The sequence below is a fragment of the Pseudomonas sp. PME37.24/006 genome (genome assembly GCF_055556635.1).
This window is the reverse complement of sequence record NZ_JBVHNL010000001.1, coordinates 38,687-56,001: the sequence shown is the minus strand read 5'-3', so window position 1 is coordinate 56,001 and position 17,315 is coordinate 38,687. Positions and strand designations below refer to the sequence as shown.

At 62.8% G+C, this 17,315-nt stretch carries 14 protein-coding genes and 1 pseudogene; 12 read left to right on the top strand and 3 right to left on the bottom strand.

Annotated elements, in window-relative coordinates; genetic code table 11:
- Positions 1-124: 124 nt before the first annotated feature.
- Positions 125-1,189: a bifunctional DNA-binding transcriptional regulator/O6-methylguanine-DNA methyltransferase Ada gene (gene ada, locus ACZ3GY_RS00275; RefSeq protein WP_465909204.1), complete on the top strand. Its 1,065-nt coding sequence runs from the start codon at positions 125-127 to the stop codon at positions 1,187-1,189.
- A gap of 80 nt (positions 1,190-1,269) precedes the next feature.
- Here ada and ACZ3GY_RS00270 read toward each other — a convergent pair whose 3' ends face one another.
- The gene (locus tag ACZ3GY_RS00270; protein ID WP_465908525.1) at positions 1,270-2,547 is read right to left on the bottom strand and encodes an acetyl-CoA C-acetyltransferase; all 1,278 of its coding nucleotides are present in this window, start codon (positions 2,545-2,547) and stop codon (positions 1,270-1,272) included.
- A 149-nt stretch (positions 2,548-2,696) separates the two neighbouring features.
- Here ACZ3GY_RS00270 and ACZ3GY_RS00265 point away from each other — a divergent pair, with 149 nt between their 5' ends.
- On the top strand, positions 2,697-4,052 hold the full coding sequence (locus ACZ3GY_RS00265) for a 3-oxoacyl-ACP reductase (protein WP_465908524.1): 1,356 nt from the start codon (positions 2,697-2,699) through the stop codon (positions 4,050-4,052).
- On the opposite strand, the pseudogene ACZ3GY_RS00260 reads toward ACZ3GY_RS00265, so the two are convergent.
- Positions 4,053-4,418 (bottom strand): annotated as a pseudogene (locus ACZ3GY_RS00260) (helix-turn-helix transcriptional regulator); the annotation flags it as partial.
- 240 nt (positions 4,419-4,658) lie between these two features.
- Here ACZ3GY_RS00260 and ACZ3GY_RS00255 point away from each other — a divergent pair.
- Genes ACZ3GY_RS00255 through ACZ3GY_RS00235 form a run of 5 tightly spaced genes read left to right on the top strand, consistent with a single transcriptional unit; the run spans position 4,659 to position 7,844 of the window.
- The gene (locus ACZ3GY_RS00255) at positions 4,659-5,510 is read left to right on the top strand and encodes a MaoC family dehydratase (RefSeq protein WP_465908523.1); all 852 of its coding nucleotides are present in this window, start codon (positions 4,659-4,661) and stop codon (positions 5,508-5,510) included.
- A gap of 41 nt (positions 5,511-5,551) precedes the next feature.
- On the top strand, positions 5,552-5,854 hold the full coding sequence (locus ACZ3GY_RS00250) for a MazG-like family protein (RefSeq protein WP_465908521.1): 303 nt from the start codon (positions 5,552-5,554) through the stop codon (positions 5,852-5,854).
- The gene (locus tag ACZ3GY_RS00245; RefSeq protein WP_465908520.1) at positions 5,854-6,603 is read left to right on the top strand and encodes a methyltransferase domain-containing protein; all 750 of its coding nucleotides are present in this window, start codon (positions 5,854-5,856) and stop codon (positions 6,601-6,603) included. The genes ACZ3GY_RS00250 and ACZ3GY_RS00245 overlap by 1 nt, the downstream gene beginning before the upstream one ends.
- A gap of 26 nt (positions 6,604-6,629) precedes the next feature.
- Positions 6,630-7,247 carry a DUF4136 domain-containing protein gene (locus ACZ3GY_RS00240; protein ID WP_225835788.1) on the top strand — a complete coding sequence of 206 codons (618 nt, stop codon included), beginning with the start codon at positions 6,630-6,632 and terminating at the stop codon, positions 7,245-7,247.
- A 33-nt stretch (positions 7,248-7,280) separates the two neighbouring features.
- The gene (locus ACZ3GY_RS00235; RefSeq protein WP_463563417.1) at positions 7,281-7,844 is read left to right on the top strand and encodes a DUF4136 domain-containing protein; all 564 of its coding nucleotides are present in this window, start codon (positions 7,281-7,283) and stop codon (positions 7,842-7,844) included.
- Positions 7,845-7,993: 149 nt separating this feature from the next.
- On the opposite strand, the gene ACZ3GY_RS00230 is transcribed toward ACZ3GY_RS00235, so the two are convergent.
- Entirely contained in the window at positions 7,994-8,929 is a 936-nt protein-coding gene (locus tag ACZ3GY_RS00230) for an SdiA-regulated domain-containing protein (RefSeq protein WP_465908519.1), read from the bottom strand.
- Between the two features lie 296 nt (positions 8,930-9,225).
- On the opposite strand from ACZ3GY_RS00230, the gene ACZ3GY_RS00225 reads away from it, so the two are divergent.
- The 5 genes from ACZ3GY_RS00225 to ACZ3GY_RS00205 all read left to right on the top strand — a co-directional run bounded on the left by ACZ3GY_RS00225 (position 9,226) and on the right by ACZ3GY_RS00205 (position 17,183).
- Positions 9,226-11,514: an ATP-binding protein gene (locus tag ACZ3GY_RS00225; RefSeq protein ID WP_465908518.1), complete on the top strand. Its 2,289-nt coding sequence runs from the start codon at positions 9,226-9,228 to the stop codon at positions 11,512-11,514.
- Between the two features lie 20 nt (positions 11,515-11,534).
- Positions 11,535-12,020, top strand: a complete 486-nt coding sequence (locus tag ACZ3GY_RS00220) for a response regulator (protein WP_225835795.1) — start codon at positions 11,535-11,537, stop codon at positions 12,018-12,020.
- Between the two features lie 61 nt (positions 12,021-12,081).
- Complete coding sequence (locus ACZ3GY_RS00215; RefSeq protein WP_463563414.1) at positions 12,082-14,472, top strand: hybrid sensor histidine kinase/response regulator; 2,391 nt, start codon at positions 12,082-12,084, stop codon at positions 14,470-14,472.
- A 113-nt stretch (positions 14,473-14,585) separates the two neighbouring features.
- Positions 14,586-16,697, top strand: a complete 2,112-nt coding sequence (locus tag ACZ3GY_RS00210; RefSeq protein WP_465908517.1) for an ATP-binding protein — start codon at positions 14,586-14,588, stop codon at positions 16,695-16,697.
- Positions 16,698-16,889: 192 nt separating this feature from the next.
- Complete coding sequence (locus ACZ3GY_RS00205) at positions 16,890-17,183, top strand: hypothetical protein (protein ID WP_463563412.1); 294 nt, start codon at positions 16,890-16,892, stop codon at positions 17,181-17,183.
- Positions 17,184-17,315 lie beyond the last annotated feature (132 nt).

Below are 17,315 nucleotides of genomic sequence, written 5' to 3'. Positions count from 1 at the left end.
GCAATCCTGAGGCAGCGCCCAGCCTCTGCAGAAAATGCGCCGGCGCCGCACAGTTTGAAAGCGTGATTGGCACTGGCGTGGAACACGGCGACTGCGGACAATCACGACACTGTTACAGGAGGTGATCATGCCGCAAGAACGCCACTGGCGGGCTGTGTGCGAGCGCGACTCGACGCAGGACGGTCAATTCGTCTTCGCCGTGCGCTCGACCGGTATTTACTGCCGCCCCAGTTGCCCGGCACGCCGGCCGCGTCGTGAGAATGTCAGCTTCCATGCCACACCTGCGCAAGCCGAGGCAGCGGGCTATCGACCCTGCAAACGCTGCACGCCACAGGGCAGCAGCCCGGCCGAGCAACTCGATTCACTGGTGACAGCGGCCTGTCGCCTGCTCGATGAGGCCGACAAACCGCCAACACTTGTCGAGCTTGCTGCGCGCATCGGGCTATCCCCGTCACACCTGACCAGAGCCTTCAAAGCCCGCACCGGGATGACGCCCAAGGCCTGGGTCAGCGCCCGCCAACGTGAGCGCCTGGAACTCGAACTGCCCCAGGCGGATTCGCTGCTCGATGCTGCGCTGAACAGCGGTTACTCCAGTACCCGAGCGCTCTACGAACGAGCCGATGGCGTGAGCGCAGCCAGCCGACGCAAGGGGGCAGCGGGGGAACTGTTGCGCATGGCCGTGGCACCCTGCCCACTCGGCTACCTGCTGCTGGCGAGCAGCGACAAGGGCCTCTGCGCCGTATTGTTCGGCGGGTCCGAGAGCGCGGTGGAGGCGGAGCTGCGTCAGCGCTTTCCTGCGGCAACGCTGCAACGCGAAGACAGGGCACTGCAGGGATGGCTGAACGAGGTGCTGAGGCAGATAGAGGAACCGGCACGCGCTAGCAGCCTGCCTCTGGATCTACGCGGCACGGCCTTTCAGCAGCAGGTATGGCAAGCCTTGCGAGCCATTCCCACGGGACAGACACGCACCTACGGACAACTGGCCGCCAGCCTTGGCAGTCATCCACGCGCCATCGCTCGGGCCTGTGCCAGCAATCCACTGGGCCTACTGGTGCCCTGCCACCGCGTTACCTCAGCCGATGGCAGCCTCGGCGGCTACCGCTGGGGTGTGGCGCGCAAGGCCGCCTTGCTCAAGGCCGAAGCCGAGACGATCAGCCGCAAAGACCGATCGGGCAAGCTCTCCCCGTAGCCTGGCGTTAAGCGCAGCGATCCCCAGGACAGCGGCTCCCGCGTGTCGCTGCGCTCGACACGGGCTACGTTCTGACTGACTCAGCGCTCCAGAATCGCGGTAACGCCCTGGCCGCCTGCGGCGCAGATAGAGATCAGGCCGCGGCCTTCGCCGGCCACCGACAGCAGCTTGGCCAGGTTGGCGACGATGCGCCCGCCGGTTGCGGCGAACGGATGGCCGGCAGCCAGGGAGCTGCCCTTGATGTTGAGCTTCGCGCGGTCGATGCTGCCCAGCGGCTGCTCCAGCCCAAGCTTCGTGCGGCAATAATCGGCGTCCTCCCAGGCCTTGAGCGTGCACAACACCTGAGCTGCAAAGGCTTCGTGGATTTCGTAGTAATCGAAGTCCTGCAGGGTCAGGCCGTTGCGCGCCAACAAGCGCGGCACCGCATAAACCGGGGCCATCAGCAGCCCCTCGTGGCCTTTGACGAAATCCACCGCCGCCGCCTCGCCATCGCGCCAGTAGGCAAGAATCGGCAGGCCGCGAGCCTTGGCCCATTCTTCGCTGGCGAGCAGCACCAGCGACGCACCATCGGTCAGCGGCGTCGAGTTGGCCGCGGTCAGGGTGCCGCGCTGGCCACGCTCGAACACCGGTTTGAGGGTTGCCAACTTGGCCAGGTCGATATCGGGACGCAGGTTCTGGTCGCGGGTGAGGCCGAGAAACGGCGTCAGCAGATCGTCCTGCCAGCCTTCGGCATAAGCGGCGGCGAGTTTGCGATGGCTCTCAACGGCCAACTGATCCTGCTCGTCGCGGGGGATGGCCCAGTGTTGCGCCATCAGCTCACAGTGCTGCCCCATGGACAAACCGGTACGCGGCTCACCATTGCGTGGCAGCGAGGGTGCCAGGTGCCGCGGACGGATCTGCAGCAGCGCCTTGATCTTGTCGCCGGTGCTCTTACTGCGATTGGCTTGTAACAGGATCTTGCGCAGGCCCTCATTCACGCCGATAGGCGCATCCGAAGTGGTGTCCACGCCACCGGCGATACCGCACTCGATCTGCCCCAGCGCGATCTTGTTGGCGACCAGCAGTGCGGCCTCCAACCCGGTGCCGCAGGCCTGTTGCAGGTCATAGGCCGGCGTTTCGGGGGCCAGGCGCGAGCCGAGCACGCATTCGCGGGTCAGGTTGAAGTCCCTTGAGTGCTTGAGCACCGCCCCTGCGACTACCTCGCCGAGACGCTCGCCATGCAGGTTGTAGCGCTCGATCAGGCCGTCCAGCGCGCTGGTGAGCATGGCCTGGTTGCTGGCCGTGGCGTAGGCGCTATTGGAACGGGCGAAGGGAATACGGTTGCCACCAACGATGGCGACCCGGCGCGGCAGGCTCATGTACGGCTCCTTGCAGGTAATATTTTGCGGCACTTTGGTGTGCCGATTCACCGACTCGGTGGCCGGTCGTTGGGCTGCTGTCGATGCATGAAACGAGTGATGGCGTACAGTGGTCAACCTCTTTGAGTTTCTGCCCTGGAGTCTGTTCCATGTCTGATCGCTACCTCAACTTCGCCAATACGCCTACCGGACGCCGCCTGGTCGGCGCGCTCGGGCTGCCCGCTCCGCTGCCCCTGGAGCGCTGGGTAGCGGGCCGCAACAGGCCTCTGGAAGGTGCGTTGCTGATTGGCGGCGACGGCGAGCTGGGCGCTGCAGTGGCAGCCTTTGCCAGCCGCCTGACCGACGAAACCTTCGCCGCTCTCGATGACCAGTACGGTCTGCCGCGTTGGACCGCCGAGCACGGCCCCAAGCTCAAGGGACTGGTGTTCGATGCCAGCAGCCTGAAACGCTTCGAGGAGCTCGACGCCCTGCGCCAGTTCTTCCAGCCTGCACTGAAGAACCTGGGTCGTTGCCCGCATGTCGTGGTGCTCGGTCGCGCGCCACAGACGCTCGACGATCCCCAGGCGTCCAGCGTGCAGCGTGCTCTGGAAGGCTTCACCCGCTCCCTGGCCAAAGAGATCCGCCGAGGCGGCACCGTGCAGCTGCTGCATGTCGATCAGGGCGCGGAGTCCCAGCTGGAAGGCGCGCTGCGCTTCCTGCTCTCCCCCAAGAGCGCCTATGTCTCCGCCCAGGTGCTGCGCCTGCAGCCCTGTGCGCAACAGGTCAACGACTGGACGCGCCCACTGGCCGGCAAAACCGCATTGGTCACCGGGGCCAGCCGCGGCATCGGCGCCGCCATCGCCGAAACCCTGGCCCGTGACGGTGCCGAAGTTTTGTTGCTGGATGTACCGCAGGCCAAGGATGCTCTCGATGCCCTGGCCTCGCGCCTTGGTGGGCGCAGCCTGGCGCTGGATATCTGTGCCGACGACGCGCCCGCCAAACTGCTCGAGGCCCTGCCGCAAGGTGTGGATATCGTCGTGCACAACGCCGGCATCACGCGCGACAAGACTCTGGCGAAGATGAGTGAAGAGCTTTGGGAGTCGGTGATCGACGTCAACCTGCGCGCACCGCAGCGGCTCACCGAGGCCCTGCTGCAGGCCGGTGCCTTGCGTGATAACGGACGGGTGGTGCTGATCGCCTCGCTGAGCGGCATCGCCGGTAATGTCGGGCAAACCAACTATGCAACCAGCAAGGCCGGGCTGATCGGCCTGGCTCAAAGCTGGGCGCCGTCGCTGGCCGAGCGCGGCATCAGCATCAACGCTGTGGCACCGGGCTTTATCGAAACCAGCATGACTGCCGCCATCCCCTTCACCATCCGCGAGGCCGGGCGGCGCATGAATGCCATGAATCAGGGCGGCCTGCCCCAGGATGTCGCCGAAGCCGTGGCCTGGTTCGCCCAGCCCGGTTCCGGCGCCGTCAGCGGCCAGGTGCTGCGGGTGTGCGGGCAGAGTCTGCTGGGGGCCTGATCAGGAGGCACCGCGGTCGGTTGCCGGCAACCGACCGCGGCGGCGAAACTCCACCGGTGTCTCACCGACCCAGCGCTTGAACGCGCGGTAGAAGGTACTTGGCTCGGAAAACCCGGTGCGCTCGGCGATCAGCTCGATGCGCTCGTCGGTCTCCAGCAACAGGCGCTTGGCCAGGTGGCTGCGACGGTCATTGACCATGTCGTTAAAGCGCACGTCCGCCTGTGCCAGCTGCTCGCGTAAACGTCGCGCCGGCATCTGCAAACGAGCGGCAACCTGCTCCAGGGTGGCGCCGTCGATAAGGAGCTGATCGATGAGCTCACGCACCTGGCTCACCAGATCCAGGCGCGCCTCACCCAGCGAGCGTTGTAACAACGGGTTGAGCAGGTACGACAGTTGCGGCGCATCCGTGATCGACCGCATCAGGGCACAGCCTGAAGGGAAATTGCATGCATGCTGGACTCTTCCTTGCCTGACTGGATGACAACAAGCGTAGGCGGCTTTAGCGATCCGCGCCCGGCTCATGCCCAGCGGGCACCAATCCATGCTGGCTACTGTCCCAAATCTCGGCGAAAGTACGCTGAATCTCATTCTGCACTGGAGCGCACGATGGCAACCGAATGGCTCGATCTGCACACCCCACCAGCCCTGCCCGGCCTGCTCCTGCGCGCGGCGATGCGTCGTGGTATCACCGGCAAGGTGCTACCGCACCGGGGGCTACGCTGTCAGGTCAGCGTCGACACCAACCACTTGGCCCGCTACCGCGAACTGTGCGGGTTCACAGACGATGCCAGACTGCCGGCCACTTACCCTCATGTGCTGGCTTTCGCGCTACAGATGAAGCTGCTCACCGAGCCCGACTTTCCCTTTCCGCTGCTCGGCCTGGTGCACCTGGAAAATCGTATCCGGGTGATTCGCCAACTCGCGGGGCTCGGCCCCTTCACCTTGAGCGTGGAAGCCAGCAACCTGGTGCCCCATGAGAAGGGCGCGGTGTTCAGCGTCATCACCCGCCTTGAGGATCAACTCGGCCTGCTCTGGGAAGGTGACAGCCGCCTGCTCTGCCGTGGCATGAAGCTGGATGGCCCGACGGTTGGCCGCAGCGACCCTGCCAGCCTGCCGATGGACGAACTGACGCAATGGCAGGCGCCCGCCAATATCGGCCGTCGTTATGCGCGGATCTCCGGCGACTACAACCCCATCCACCTTTCGGCACTGACCGCCAAGCCCTTTGGCTTCCCGCGCGCCATCGCCCATGGCTTGTGGAACAAGGCGCGAGCCCTGGCGGCGTTGCAGGCGCATCTGCCCGCCTCTGGCTACAGCGTCGAAGTGCGCTTCCAGAAGCCGGTGCGGCTGCCGAGCAGCGTCCGTATGCGCGCCAGCCTGCCCGCGGCAGAGGGCCAGTTCGATTTGCAGGGCAAAGAAGATGTGCCACATATGGTCGGCTACTGGCAGGTCATATAAGCGTCGTGAAAGAATGCGCGGCTACCGCCTAAGGTCACCGCATGAACATCGCCGAACTTACCGCTCGCCTGCACGCCATTCGTGATCGCAACGACTGGCAACAATTCCACGCCCCGAAGAACCTGGCCATGGCCGCCAGTGTGGAAATGGCCGAGCTGGTGGAGATCTTCCAGTGGCTCAGTGAGGATCAGTCGCGCAGCCTGCCGGCTGACAAGCTCGAACATGCTGGGCAGGAAGTCGGTGACGTGGTGCTTTATCTGCTCCTGCTGTGCAGCGAGTTGGGCCTGGACATGGAACAGGTAGTCCGTGCCAAGCTGGCCGACAGCGAACGGCGGTTTAGCTGATGAGCGACCGTCACTTCGACGAACTGGCGACCCGCTTCGCCGAGAAGATCTACGGCGGCGCCAAGGGTGCAATCCGCCTCGCCGTGCTGCAGGCTGACCTCACCGAGGCACTCCCGGAACGCCCACTGCGGGTGCTCGATGTCGGCGCCGGGCTTGGCCATATGGCTCTGTGGCTGGCGCAGCGCGGCCATCAGGTCACCCTCGCCGAGCCTGCCGAACCGATGCTGGCCGGCGCCCGCGCGCGTTTCGCCGAAGCGGGTGCCGAGGCAACCTTCATTCACGCGCCGTGGCAAGAATTAGCGGGCCGTTTCGAAGCGCCCTTCGACGTGGTCATCTGCCACGCGGTGCTCGAATGGCTGGCCGAGCCAGCCGCCATCCTCCCGGCCCTGCATGGCCTGACCGCGGCGGATGGCTGGCTGTCTCTGGCCTTCTACAACAAGGACGCGCTGATCTACCGCAACCTGCTCAAGGGCCACCTGCGCAAGTTGCGCAAGGACGAATTCGCCGGCGAAAAGCAGAGCCTGACGCCGCAACGCCCCCTCGATCCGCGCGAATTGAAGTCGCAACTTGCCGCTCACTGGCAGGTCGAACAGGAGAGCGGCGTACGGGTCTTTCATGATTACATGCCTCGGGAATTCCAGGCCAAGGCCGAGCTCGCCGACTTGCTGGAAATGGAATTGGCACACCGTCGTCACCCGGCATTCGCCGGACTCGGACGCTACCTGCACTGGATCTGTCGGCCACGCTGAACGCCTGCTCTGCCAGGAGAACCGTCATGAAACGCATCGCGCTGTTGCTGCTCACCACTGCCCTGGCGGCCTGCCAGAGCCAGAACCCGTACACCACGGATTCAGTACCAATACCGCCGGCCCCGCCCGGTGCGGCCAACCATTTCGACCGTAGCGCCTACCCCGCCGCGCCGCGCGACTACGCGGCCTATCGCAGCTGGGCCTGGCAGCAGCGCCCGGCGGGCAGCGCCTGGGCCAGTGCGGATCTGGTGCAGGACGCCCTCAACAATGCCCTCGATCAACGCGGCTTACGCCCCACCCAGGGCAATGCCGCTGCCGACCTCAAGGTGCGCACCGATACGCGCCTGGAACGCCGCGTACGTCAGGTCGCTGACAGCTACGATCCCTACTATGGAGGTGGCTATGGCAGCTACGGCAACCGCGGTTATTACGGCAACGGTGTTGGCGTGGGCGCCCGCGTTCCGCTGACTCGCAACTATGAAGAAGAGGTCGTGGTGGTGCGTATCGACTTCTTTGACGGCCGCAGCGGAGAACAGGTGTGGAGCGGCCAGGCAGAAATGCGCAGCAGCGGCAGCCAGGCGGAACGCGCCGAGGCCCTGCGCAAGGCGGTAAGCGACGCACTGGGCGAATATCCGCCGGCATGACCCTCGATGTCTGACTGATTCAGGAGAACTCTTATGCGCCGCCTGCCTTTGCTACTGATCCCCGTCCTGTTGCTGCTCGGCGCCTGCCAAAGCCAGCAAATCAACCGTGACTTCGATGCCAGCCGCGACTTCGCCGGCTACCGCAGTTGGAGCTGGCAGGAACCGGCCGTGCAGTACAAGCCCGATGATCCACGGATTCGCAGCGACCTGACCGAGCAGCGTCTGCGCGGCGCAGTGGGCGATCAGCTCGACCAGCGCGGCCTGCGCCCTGCAGCGGCTGGTGCCGCGGGGGATCTGCGCGTACAGGTGTGGTTGATCGTCGACCAGCGCCAGCAGCAGGTCAGCACCGGCTTTGGTGGCGGTTTCGGCGGCTACTGGGGCAATTACTGGGGCGGCCCGGCCTACAACGAAACCCGTACCGTCGATTACAAGGTCGCCACCGTGCAAATCGACCTGTTCGATGGCAAGGACGGCAAGCTGGTCTGGCGCGGCAGTGACGAACGCATCATGCGCAACGACGAGGGTAATCCCGCGCAGCGCGAGACGGTAATCCGTGAAACCGTGGGGCGGGTGCTGAGCCAGTATCCACCGCGCTAGGAGAGCCGACGAAGTAGGGGCGGCGAGAATATTCCATTGTAGGAGCCCCGCCCCCAGGGCGAATCATGCGGGCAGCACCGATATGGCGATGAAGCTGCCGTCGATTCGCGCCGGGGCGACGCTCCTACAAATGCTCGGCGCGGCGGCTGCTAACCACGGCCGAAGCGATAGAACAGATTGGGTTCGCTGACGATATACAGATTGCCTTCATCGTCGAAGGTCATGCCTTCGCCCTGGGGCACCGACTTGCCGAGGCCGGCAAAGTCACTGTCCAGGGTGCGGAAACCGACCAGCTCGCCGGTCTCGCCGTCCAGTTCCATGATCCGTTTGGACTCGTCACTGAGCAGCGCCAGGTTGCCGGTGTGCTCGTCGAAGTGCACCGATGACAGGTCGGACGCGAATACCGAATCGCGAATCCAATCGTCGTGGTCGATGATTTCCAGGCCGAAGTTACCGTTCACGCTGCTTTTGAAACCGCGGATTTCGTAGAGCTTCATGGGCGAATGCTCCTTGACCACGAACAGCCGATCCCGCGCCCGGTCGTAACCCACGCCTTCGAAGCCCTGGTTGCCGTCACGCTGGATGCCCAGGGTCAGAGCGCGATAGTCCTCACGGAACAAGGCGCCAGAGCGTTTCGGCACCGGCACCACCACCAGCGCGTGCGAGCGCTCTTCGGCGAGCAGCAGCATGCCATCGCCCAGGTAGGTCACGCCCTCAACATCGCTAAAGCCGCTCAACGGGTAACGCGCCAGCACTTCGCCGTCCTTGCTCATGGCCAGCAGCTCTTCGGGATTATTGAGCACCGCCCACAACTGGTCGCGTTGGTCGTCGTAGCTCAAGGCCGAAAGGTTATCGCTTACGCCGCTGACTACCTTGGCATCGATCTGAACCTTGTACTTATGGGAAAACAGGCTGTTCGGTGCCCATTCCGAGACCGCCGGGGTGGTCAGCCAGTAATAAAGACGGTCGTCCAGGTGCAGAGCCCGCATCTGATAACCAGCAACGAGCAGGATCAGCAACAGCAGCCACGCCCATGGGCGCAGAACGGGCAGCCGGGAAAAAGCCCGCTTGGCAGCAGATATCATGGCGATTCTCGTGTTCAAATGCGGGCAGTGTGCCCAAGGAATGTTGCAATCTGTCGGTACGGCAGACCGCATCATGAGAGGTGTACGGCGCGGCTAAGTTCCTAGACACCCGGCAGTCAGGGTGTAATGGCCTTACACATTGATTACACCGCGTTACGGTTTACCCGGCATTCGAGACCGTGCAGACTGCCTGCGCAGACAGAACAGATTCACGGAGAAAATCCCCACGCGCCGTTGTCCTAGGCTGTAGCGGCCCTCCTCCCACCGCACCAAGGCATCCGCCCTCGAGACCGTTCATGCAGATCGGCCGGGAACCGAAGGAGAAACGCTTGGCGACCAGCGAAACCATCACCTCATTGAGCAGCGCGATCGCCAACTGCGCCAAAGAACCCATCCATATTCCCGGCAGCATTCAGCCTCAGGGATTCATGGTGGTGTTCGACAAGCAGGCGCTCACGGTGCTGCAGGTGAGCGAGAACGTCGTCGAGTGGCTGGGCCTCGAGCCGGATCACCTGCTGGGCCAACACCTGAACAGGCTGCTCGAAGACAGCGACTCGCTGACCGAGCGCCTGGCGCAGTTGTCCCACGATGAAACTACACCGTTTCACATCGGCGATGTGCGCTTCCGCGAAGGCAGCCGCAGCGGCCAACTGACCGCCATGATGGCGCACTGCTACGACAGCGTGCTGATTGCCGAATTCGAGCCGACCAGCAATGTGGTCGCGGCTTACAACAACCTCTACCCGATGGTGCGCACGTTCATCGGCCATCTGCAGGACGCCGACAGCGTCGATGAGTTGTGCCGCCTGTCAGTGGACGAAGTGAAACGCATCACCGGGTTCGGCCGGGTCAAGGCTTATAGCTTCGATACCGAGGGTAATGGCCTGGTGCTTGCCGAACGCGTCGATCCTGATTACCCCAGCTATCTGGGCCTGAGCTTTCCCGCTGCGGATATCCCGCCCCAAGCGCGCGCGCTGTACGTGGGCAATCGCATCCGCGTGATCGAAGACGCCAACTACCAGCCTTCCGCCCTGCGCCCGTCGCTCAACCCGCAGACCGGCAAGCCGCTGGATCTCAGCTATGCGGCCCTGCGCAGCGTGTCGCCGGTGCACCTGCAGTACATGCGCAACATGCAGACCATCGCTTCGATGTCGATCTCCATCGTGGTCGAAGGGCAGCTCTGGGGGCTGATTTCCTGCCACCACGCGCATGCGCGCCCGGTCGGCTTCCAGACCAGAACGGCCTGCGAGCTGCTAGGCCGCATGTTGTCGCTGCAGATCGAAGCGAAGATCGCACAGGCACGCACCCAGCACCTGCTGCAATTGCGCCAGTACATCGTGCAGATGCTCTCGGCCATGGCCGACCGCGACAGCGTCAGTGAAGGCTTGCTATCGCTGCCCGATACCTTCCTGAACTTCGTTCAGGCCAGCGGTGCAGCGATCATTTCCTCATCACGTTGCGACCTGCTCGGGCAAACGCCGCCCCGCGATCAAGTCAACGCACTGGTGCAGTGGCTGGGTGCCCGCAACGGTGAAGAGCTGTTCCAGACCGACAACGTCAGCCGCGATATTCCGGAGCTTCCGGGGCTCGCCAAACATGTCGGCGGCGTGCTGGCAGTGGCCATTTCCGAGCTGCACTCCCATTACCTGATCTGGTTCAAGCCGGAACAGACGCGCATCGTCAACTGGGCGGGCAAGCCTGAGAAATCCATCAGCGCCAGCGGCGCGCTCAACCCGCGCAACAGTTTTGCGCGCTGGCAGGAAGATATAAGCGGCTTTTCCACGCCCTGGCATCCACAGGAGCCGGAAAGCGCCCTGGAGCTGCGCAACGCAGTACTCGGCATCGTACTGCGCAAGGCCGAGGAAATGGCCCAATTGGCCAGCGACCTGAAGAAATCCAACAAAGAGCTGGAAGCGTTCTCGTACAGCGTGTCCCACGACCTGCGCGCACCACTGCGGCATATCGCGGGCTACGCCGAGCTACTCGGTGACTTCGAAGGCCCCAAACTGTCAGAACGCGGCGTGCGCTTTCTCGAGCACATCAGCGAGTCGGCACGCTTCGCCGGCACCTTAGTGGATAACCTGCTGAGCTTCTCGCAGATGGGCCGCTCTGCATTGCGCTTCTCCGACGTCAACCTGCAGGCTCTGGTCGACTCGATTCGTGAAGAGATGAAGCCCGACTACGAGGGGCGCAACCTGGAATGGCACGTGCAGCCACTGCCAGCCGTGATCGCCGACGCGGTCTTTCTCCACTTGGCGCTGCGCAATCTGCTGGCCAATGCCATCAAATACAGCCGAGATCGCGAGCAGGCGGTGATCGTCATCGGCGCCCATGAGGACGACGACGAGGTCGTGGTGTTCGTGCGCGACAACGGGGTCGGCTTCAACATGGAGTACGTCGACAAATTGTTCGGGGTTTTCCAACGCCTGCACCGCATGGAAGAATTCGAAGGTACCGGCATAGGCTTGGCCAGCGTGCGACGTATAATCGAGCGACACGATGGCCGGGTCTGGGCAGAGGGAACTGTCGATCAAGGGGCTACCTTTTATTTCGCCCTACCCAAACGTAACCACCCCGCTGCTTAGATGACGGGAAGAGGACTTGAATGCTAAAACCGATTCTGCTGGTCGAAGACAACCCCCACGATCTGGAACTGACCCTGATCGCCCTGGAGCGTAGTCAGCTAGCCAATGATGTAATCATCATGCGAGACGGCGCAGAAGCGCTGGATTACCTGTTTCGCCGTGGCGACTACGCCGACCGCCTGCCCGGCAATCCGGCGATCATGATGCTCGACCTCAAGCTGCCCAAGGTCGATGGTCTGCAAGTGCTGGAGACCGTTCGCGAATCGCCTGAATTGCGCAGCATCCCGATTGTCATGCTCACCTCATCGCGTGAAGGTCCGGATCTGCAGCGAGCTTACGAATTGAACGTGAACGCTTACGTGGTCAAGCCGGTCGAATTCAAGGCATTCGTCTCCGCTATCTCCGATCTTGGTATTTTTTGGGCAGTACTCAACGAGCCGCCTCCTGGTTCGCTGCGCCTGCACCGACGCAACGCAGAGACCGATCCGGAATCTGGCAGCGATTGAAGACCAACACGGTTTCGCTTGAAGCGCAGGCCTAATCCAGACAGTAACTGATGACCTTTCCATGCCGCTCGAGCCTCTGAAACTGCTGTTTATCGAAGACAGTCCGCGTGATGCGGAACTGGCCCTGCTGACACTGGAACGCAATGGGCTGGTCGTCGACAGCACCTTGGTCTATGACCATCAAGCGGCCGAACTCGCACTGCAGAAAGGCAGCTTCGATCTGATCCTTTCGGACTATCTATTACCCGGCTCCTCAGGTGCCCAAGCGCTGGAAGTTGCACGCCGGCTGGCACCGCGAACGCCCTTCATCTTCCTGTCCGGCATGTTCGGTGAAGAACACGCCGTAGAGATGATGCGCCTGGGCGCTGTCGATTACGTCCTCAAGCAGAACCTGCCCTTCTTGCCCAAGGCCGTCGACCGGGCCATGGCCGAGGTCAATGAGCGCCAGGAACGCCGGCGTGTCGAAGACACGCTGCAAGCCGTCGAAGCACGCGCTCGAATGGCCATTGGCGCAGCACGCATGGGCATGTGGGATTACGTACCCGCGACCGACAGCATGATCTGGGACGAGCGCTGCAGGGCACTCTATGAGCTGGATGCCGATGCTGACGTCGGCATGGCGATGTTCTACGAACGCTGCCATGCCGATGATCGCCTGCAACTGCGCAAGCAAGTCGCCGAAGCGTTGTCCAAAGACACCGGCAACGAGTTCCAGGCTGAATTCCGCCTGCCGTTGAGCAATGGCAGCGAACGCTGGATTTCCGCCCGTGGCCAGGCCTTTTTCGATCAGGGCACCTGCACGCGTTTCCTCGGTGTGCTGCACGACATCACCGAACAGAAGCAGGCCAACGAAGCCCTGCTGCGCCTCAACGACATGCTCGGCGAGCGCGTCGAGAAGCGCACCCGCGAGCGTGACCGCAACTGGGAATTGTCACGCGATTTGCTCGCCGTACTGCGTTTCGACATGCACCCCAGTGCACTCAACCCGGCCTGGGAGCAAACCCTCGGCTGGTCACGCCAGCAACTGACCCAAGGGCCGCTTTGGGAACTGGTGCATGCCGACGATCTCACCGCAACGCTGATGCAGATCGAGCGGGTCACGTCGGCAAATGTCTCGGTGCGCTTCGTCAACCGCATGCGCCACGTTAGTGGTGACTACCACTGGTTGTCATGGATTCTGGTTCGTGACGACGACTTACTCTACGCCGCCGTGCGCGACATCACTCATGAGCGTGCCGTGGTCGAGGAGCTGGCCTCCACCAACCAGCAACTGCGTGAGCAGATCGACGAGCGCGAGCGCGTCGAGGCGACCTTGCAGCAAATGCAGCGCCTGGAAGCCGTCGGCCAGCTCACTGCGGGTGTGGCCCACGACTTCAACAACCTGCTGACGGTGGTACTGACCAGCACCAGCTTCCTGATCCGTGACCTGGAAAAGGGCAATCTGGACAAAGCTCGCAGCCGCCTTCAAAACATCACCGACGCCGGCGAACGCGGCGCCAAGCTCACCGGCCAACTGCTAGCTTTCTCGCGGCGCCAGCGTCTGGTACCGGAAGCGGTCAATCTGGGCGAAACCGTCCACGGCATGCTGGAACTGCTCAAGAGCACCCTGGGCGGCAGTGTGCTGATCGAAACCACCACCGAGCCAGGCCTGTGGCACGCGCGGGTCGACCCGACGCAGATCGAACTGATCATCCTCAATCTGGCAATCAATGCCCGCGATGCAATGGCCGTGGGCGGCACGCTGCGCCTGAGCACTAGTAACGAGGTGATCAGCCAAGCGCCGCAGCGGCCGGAAGACCCTGAAGCAGGGGAGTATGTAGTGCTATCGGTGCAGGATTCCGGCAGCGGCATGAGCGAAGCGGTACTGGCCAAGGCCTTCGAGCCGTTCTTCACCACCAAGGAAATTGGCAAGGGCTCAGGCCTCGGTCTGGCTCAGGTATTCGGTTTTGCCAAGCAGTCCGGCGGCGGTGCACGCATCCTTACGGAAATGGGCGCAGGCACCACGGTCAAGGTTTACCTCCCGGGGCTGCGCGACATCATCAAACCAATCGACGAAATATCCAGCCAACCACAGCCCAACGCCGAGTACGGTGCACAGCGCACGATCCTGCTGGTCGACGATGACCCACACGTGCGCGAGGTCACCGCCCTGACCCTCGACGCGCTGGGTTACCAGGTGCGTGAAGCCAACAGCGGCGCCGAAGCCCTGAGCAAGCTTGATGAGGGAATTGACCTACTGTTGGCTGATTTCGCCATGCCCGGTATGAACGGCGCCGAACTGGCCCAGATTGCTCGCCAGCGCTACCCGCAGTTGCCCGTAGTGTTCGTGACCGGCTATGCCGAACTGGGCGGGCTGAATGACGACGAAGACTTTATTGTGCAGAAGCCTTACCGCAGCGAAGAGCTGGCGGAAAAATTGCAGTACGCCTTTGCTAGCAAAAAAGCCACTTGAAGCAAGCGCGCGGCCCGCGGAAAACACCGCGATAGGCCGCGTCAAATCAACGGCTCATGCAAGTGCTCAACCGTTACGTTAGCCTTCTCAGACTCTTGCTCGCGACCTAGATCATGCCCACAGAACCCTGCCTGTTTGCCGGCCAATCCGGTGACACCGTCGAGATTATCCGGCGCTTCGATTGGGCCGCTACATCGCTCGGCCCAATCCACCTATGGCCGGATGTACTGCTCAGCACCACGCGCCTGATCCTCTCCTCTCCCACGCCCATCGTTTTGCTCTGCGGCGAAGACGGCGTACTGATCTACAACGATGCCTACGCCACCTTCGCTGGCCTGCGCCACCCGGAGATCTTCGGCTTGCCGGCAGAAGACGCATGGCCGGAAATCGCCGACTGGAACCGCCATGTGATCGCCATGGGCATGGCCGGCAAGTCGATCTCCCAGGAAAACCTCTACCTGCCGCTGCGCCGCCCAGGCCTGCAGGACGATGCCTGGATGAACCTGTACTTCAATCCGCTGCTCGATTCCCAAGGCCACTCCCACGGCATGATGTGCATCGTCGTGGAAACCACCAGCCAGATGGTCGCCACACAGCAGCGCACCCAGGTTGCTGCAGAACTGCGCACCGCCAACGAGCGCATCGAGCTCGCCTTGAATGCCGGCGCAGTACTCGGTACCTGGGTATGGAACATCCCTACTGATACCGTCACCGGAGATGAACGCTTCGCACGTGCCTTCTCCACTGATCCGCTAGACGCTAGCAACGGCATGCCGCTCGGCCACTTTACCCCAGCCATCCACCCGCAAGACCGCGCACAGGTTCAGGCGCTGATCGAGCAGACCATGCAAACGGGCGGCGCCTACCGCGCCGAATACCGGATTATCCAAACAGACGGCAGCTACCGCTGGATCGAGGCCAACGGCCGCTGCGAACTGGCGGCAGATGGCACACCACTGCGCTTTCCGGGCGTGCTGATCGATATTGAAGAGCGCAAGCAAACCGAACTGGCCCTGCGCCAACTGACCCAGACCCTGGAGGAACGAGTCGGTGAAGCCGTACTGCAGCGCATTCAGGCCGAGGAGCAACTACGCCAGGCGCAGAAGATGGAAGCCATCGGCCAACTCACCGGCGGCATCGCCCACGACTTCAACAACCTGCTGGCCGGCATACTCGGCAGCCTGGAATTGATCCAGCGCAAACTACCGGCCACCGAAAACCCTGGGCTGGCCAAGTTCATAGAAGCCGCCATCGCCTCAGCCAACCGCGGCGCATCCCTGACCCATCGACTGCTGGCCTTTGCCCGGCGTCAATCGCTGGACATGCGCCCTGTCGAGGTCAACACCCTGGTACACGTCATCGAGGAACTGCTGGCCCGCACCCTTGGCGAGCAGATCAGCCTGGAGATTCACCTCGCCAATGATCTGTGGCTGACCCGCAGCGATGGCCACCAACTGGAAAATGCGCTGATCAACCTGGCCATCAACGCCCGTGATGCGATGCCAGACGGCGGCACGTTGCGCATCGAAACTCACAACACGCAACTCGATGAGGCCACCGCACAGAGTTACCAAGTGCCTGCTGGCGATTACCTGCGGCTCTCGGTCAGTGATACCGGCAGCGGCATGTCCCAGGAGGTGATTCGCCATGCCTTCGAGCCCTTCTTCACCACCAAACCCATCGGCAAGGGCACGGGCCTGGGTCTGTCGATGGTCTACGGCTTCGTGAAGCAAACCGGCGGCTACCTGCAGCTGGAAAGCCAGGTCGGGCGTGGCACTACCCTGAACCTTTACCTGCCGCGCCTGCATGTCGCGCCAGCGGTGCCAATCCAGCTTGCACCGCCGCAGGCGCCACACGGTACTGGTGAACGAATCCTGGTGGTGGAAGACGACACCGTGGTGCGCATGCTGATCGTCGAGGTGCTGGAAGAGCTTGGCTACCAGTTGCTCCAGACAGGCGACGCACAAAGCGCCCTGGGCCTGATGGAACAGCACCCGGCGCTCGACTTGCTGCTCACCGATGTTGGCCTGCCGGGCATGAACGGGCGCCAGCTCGCCGATGCAGCTCGGCAGGCTCAACCAAACCTCAAGGTATTGTTCGCCACCGGTTACGCTGAAGGCGCGCACGTGCACGAAGGCTACCTCGGCAACAACATGGAGATGATCGCCAAGCCGTTCTCGTTCGAGGCACTGGCGGGCAAGATCAAGGCGATGCTCGGCAACTGATCGCGCGTCGACTGGGCAAGGCCATGCGCAAAATCGTGGAACTCCACCAACACCTGGCAGCCCAATAGGCCAGCAGCTCGATTTTGTGGCCCGCCATCCCTGGCGGCCAACCTGCGGGCCGTCACAAGCGACATCAAACATCGCTGCCGGCCAGTTTTTGACTGCCTCTTCTATATCACCAGGAATGTCTCTATGCGCGTAGAAGGTTTTTTTGAATCCCTCGGTGAGGCATTCGGCTCGTTCATCCGCTTTATCGTCGATGCCCTGAGCGGCGTATTCAGCCTGCTAGGCGGCGCGGTTGCCGGCTTTATCGATGGCATGGCCGGTGCTCTGGGCGTTACCCCCTCTCTACTCAGCATCGCCGTACTGCTGATCGGTCTGATCCTGCTCTACAGTGCGGTGCGCTCGTTCATGCGTGGCTCAGTGATCGGCGGGTTGATCTGGCTGCTTCTTGGTCTGTGGCTGCTCAGTGGCCTGATTCGCTAAGCACCTGTTCAACGTTTGTACGCGTCGGCACTGCAGCGTTAAAAACAGGCCCTAAAGCACGGCGTGCTCTCTTCCAGACTCGATGAGCCGTGCCCTGGCGGCCTCTTGCATCCAAATGTTACAGCGGACGTG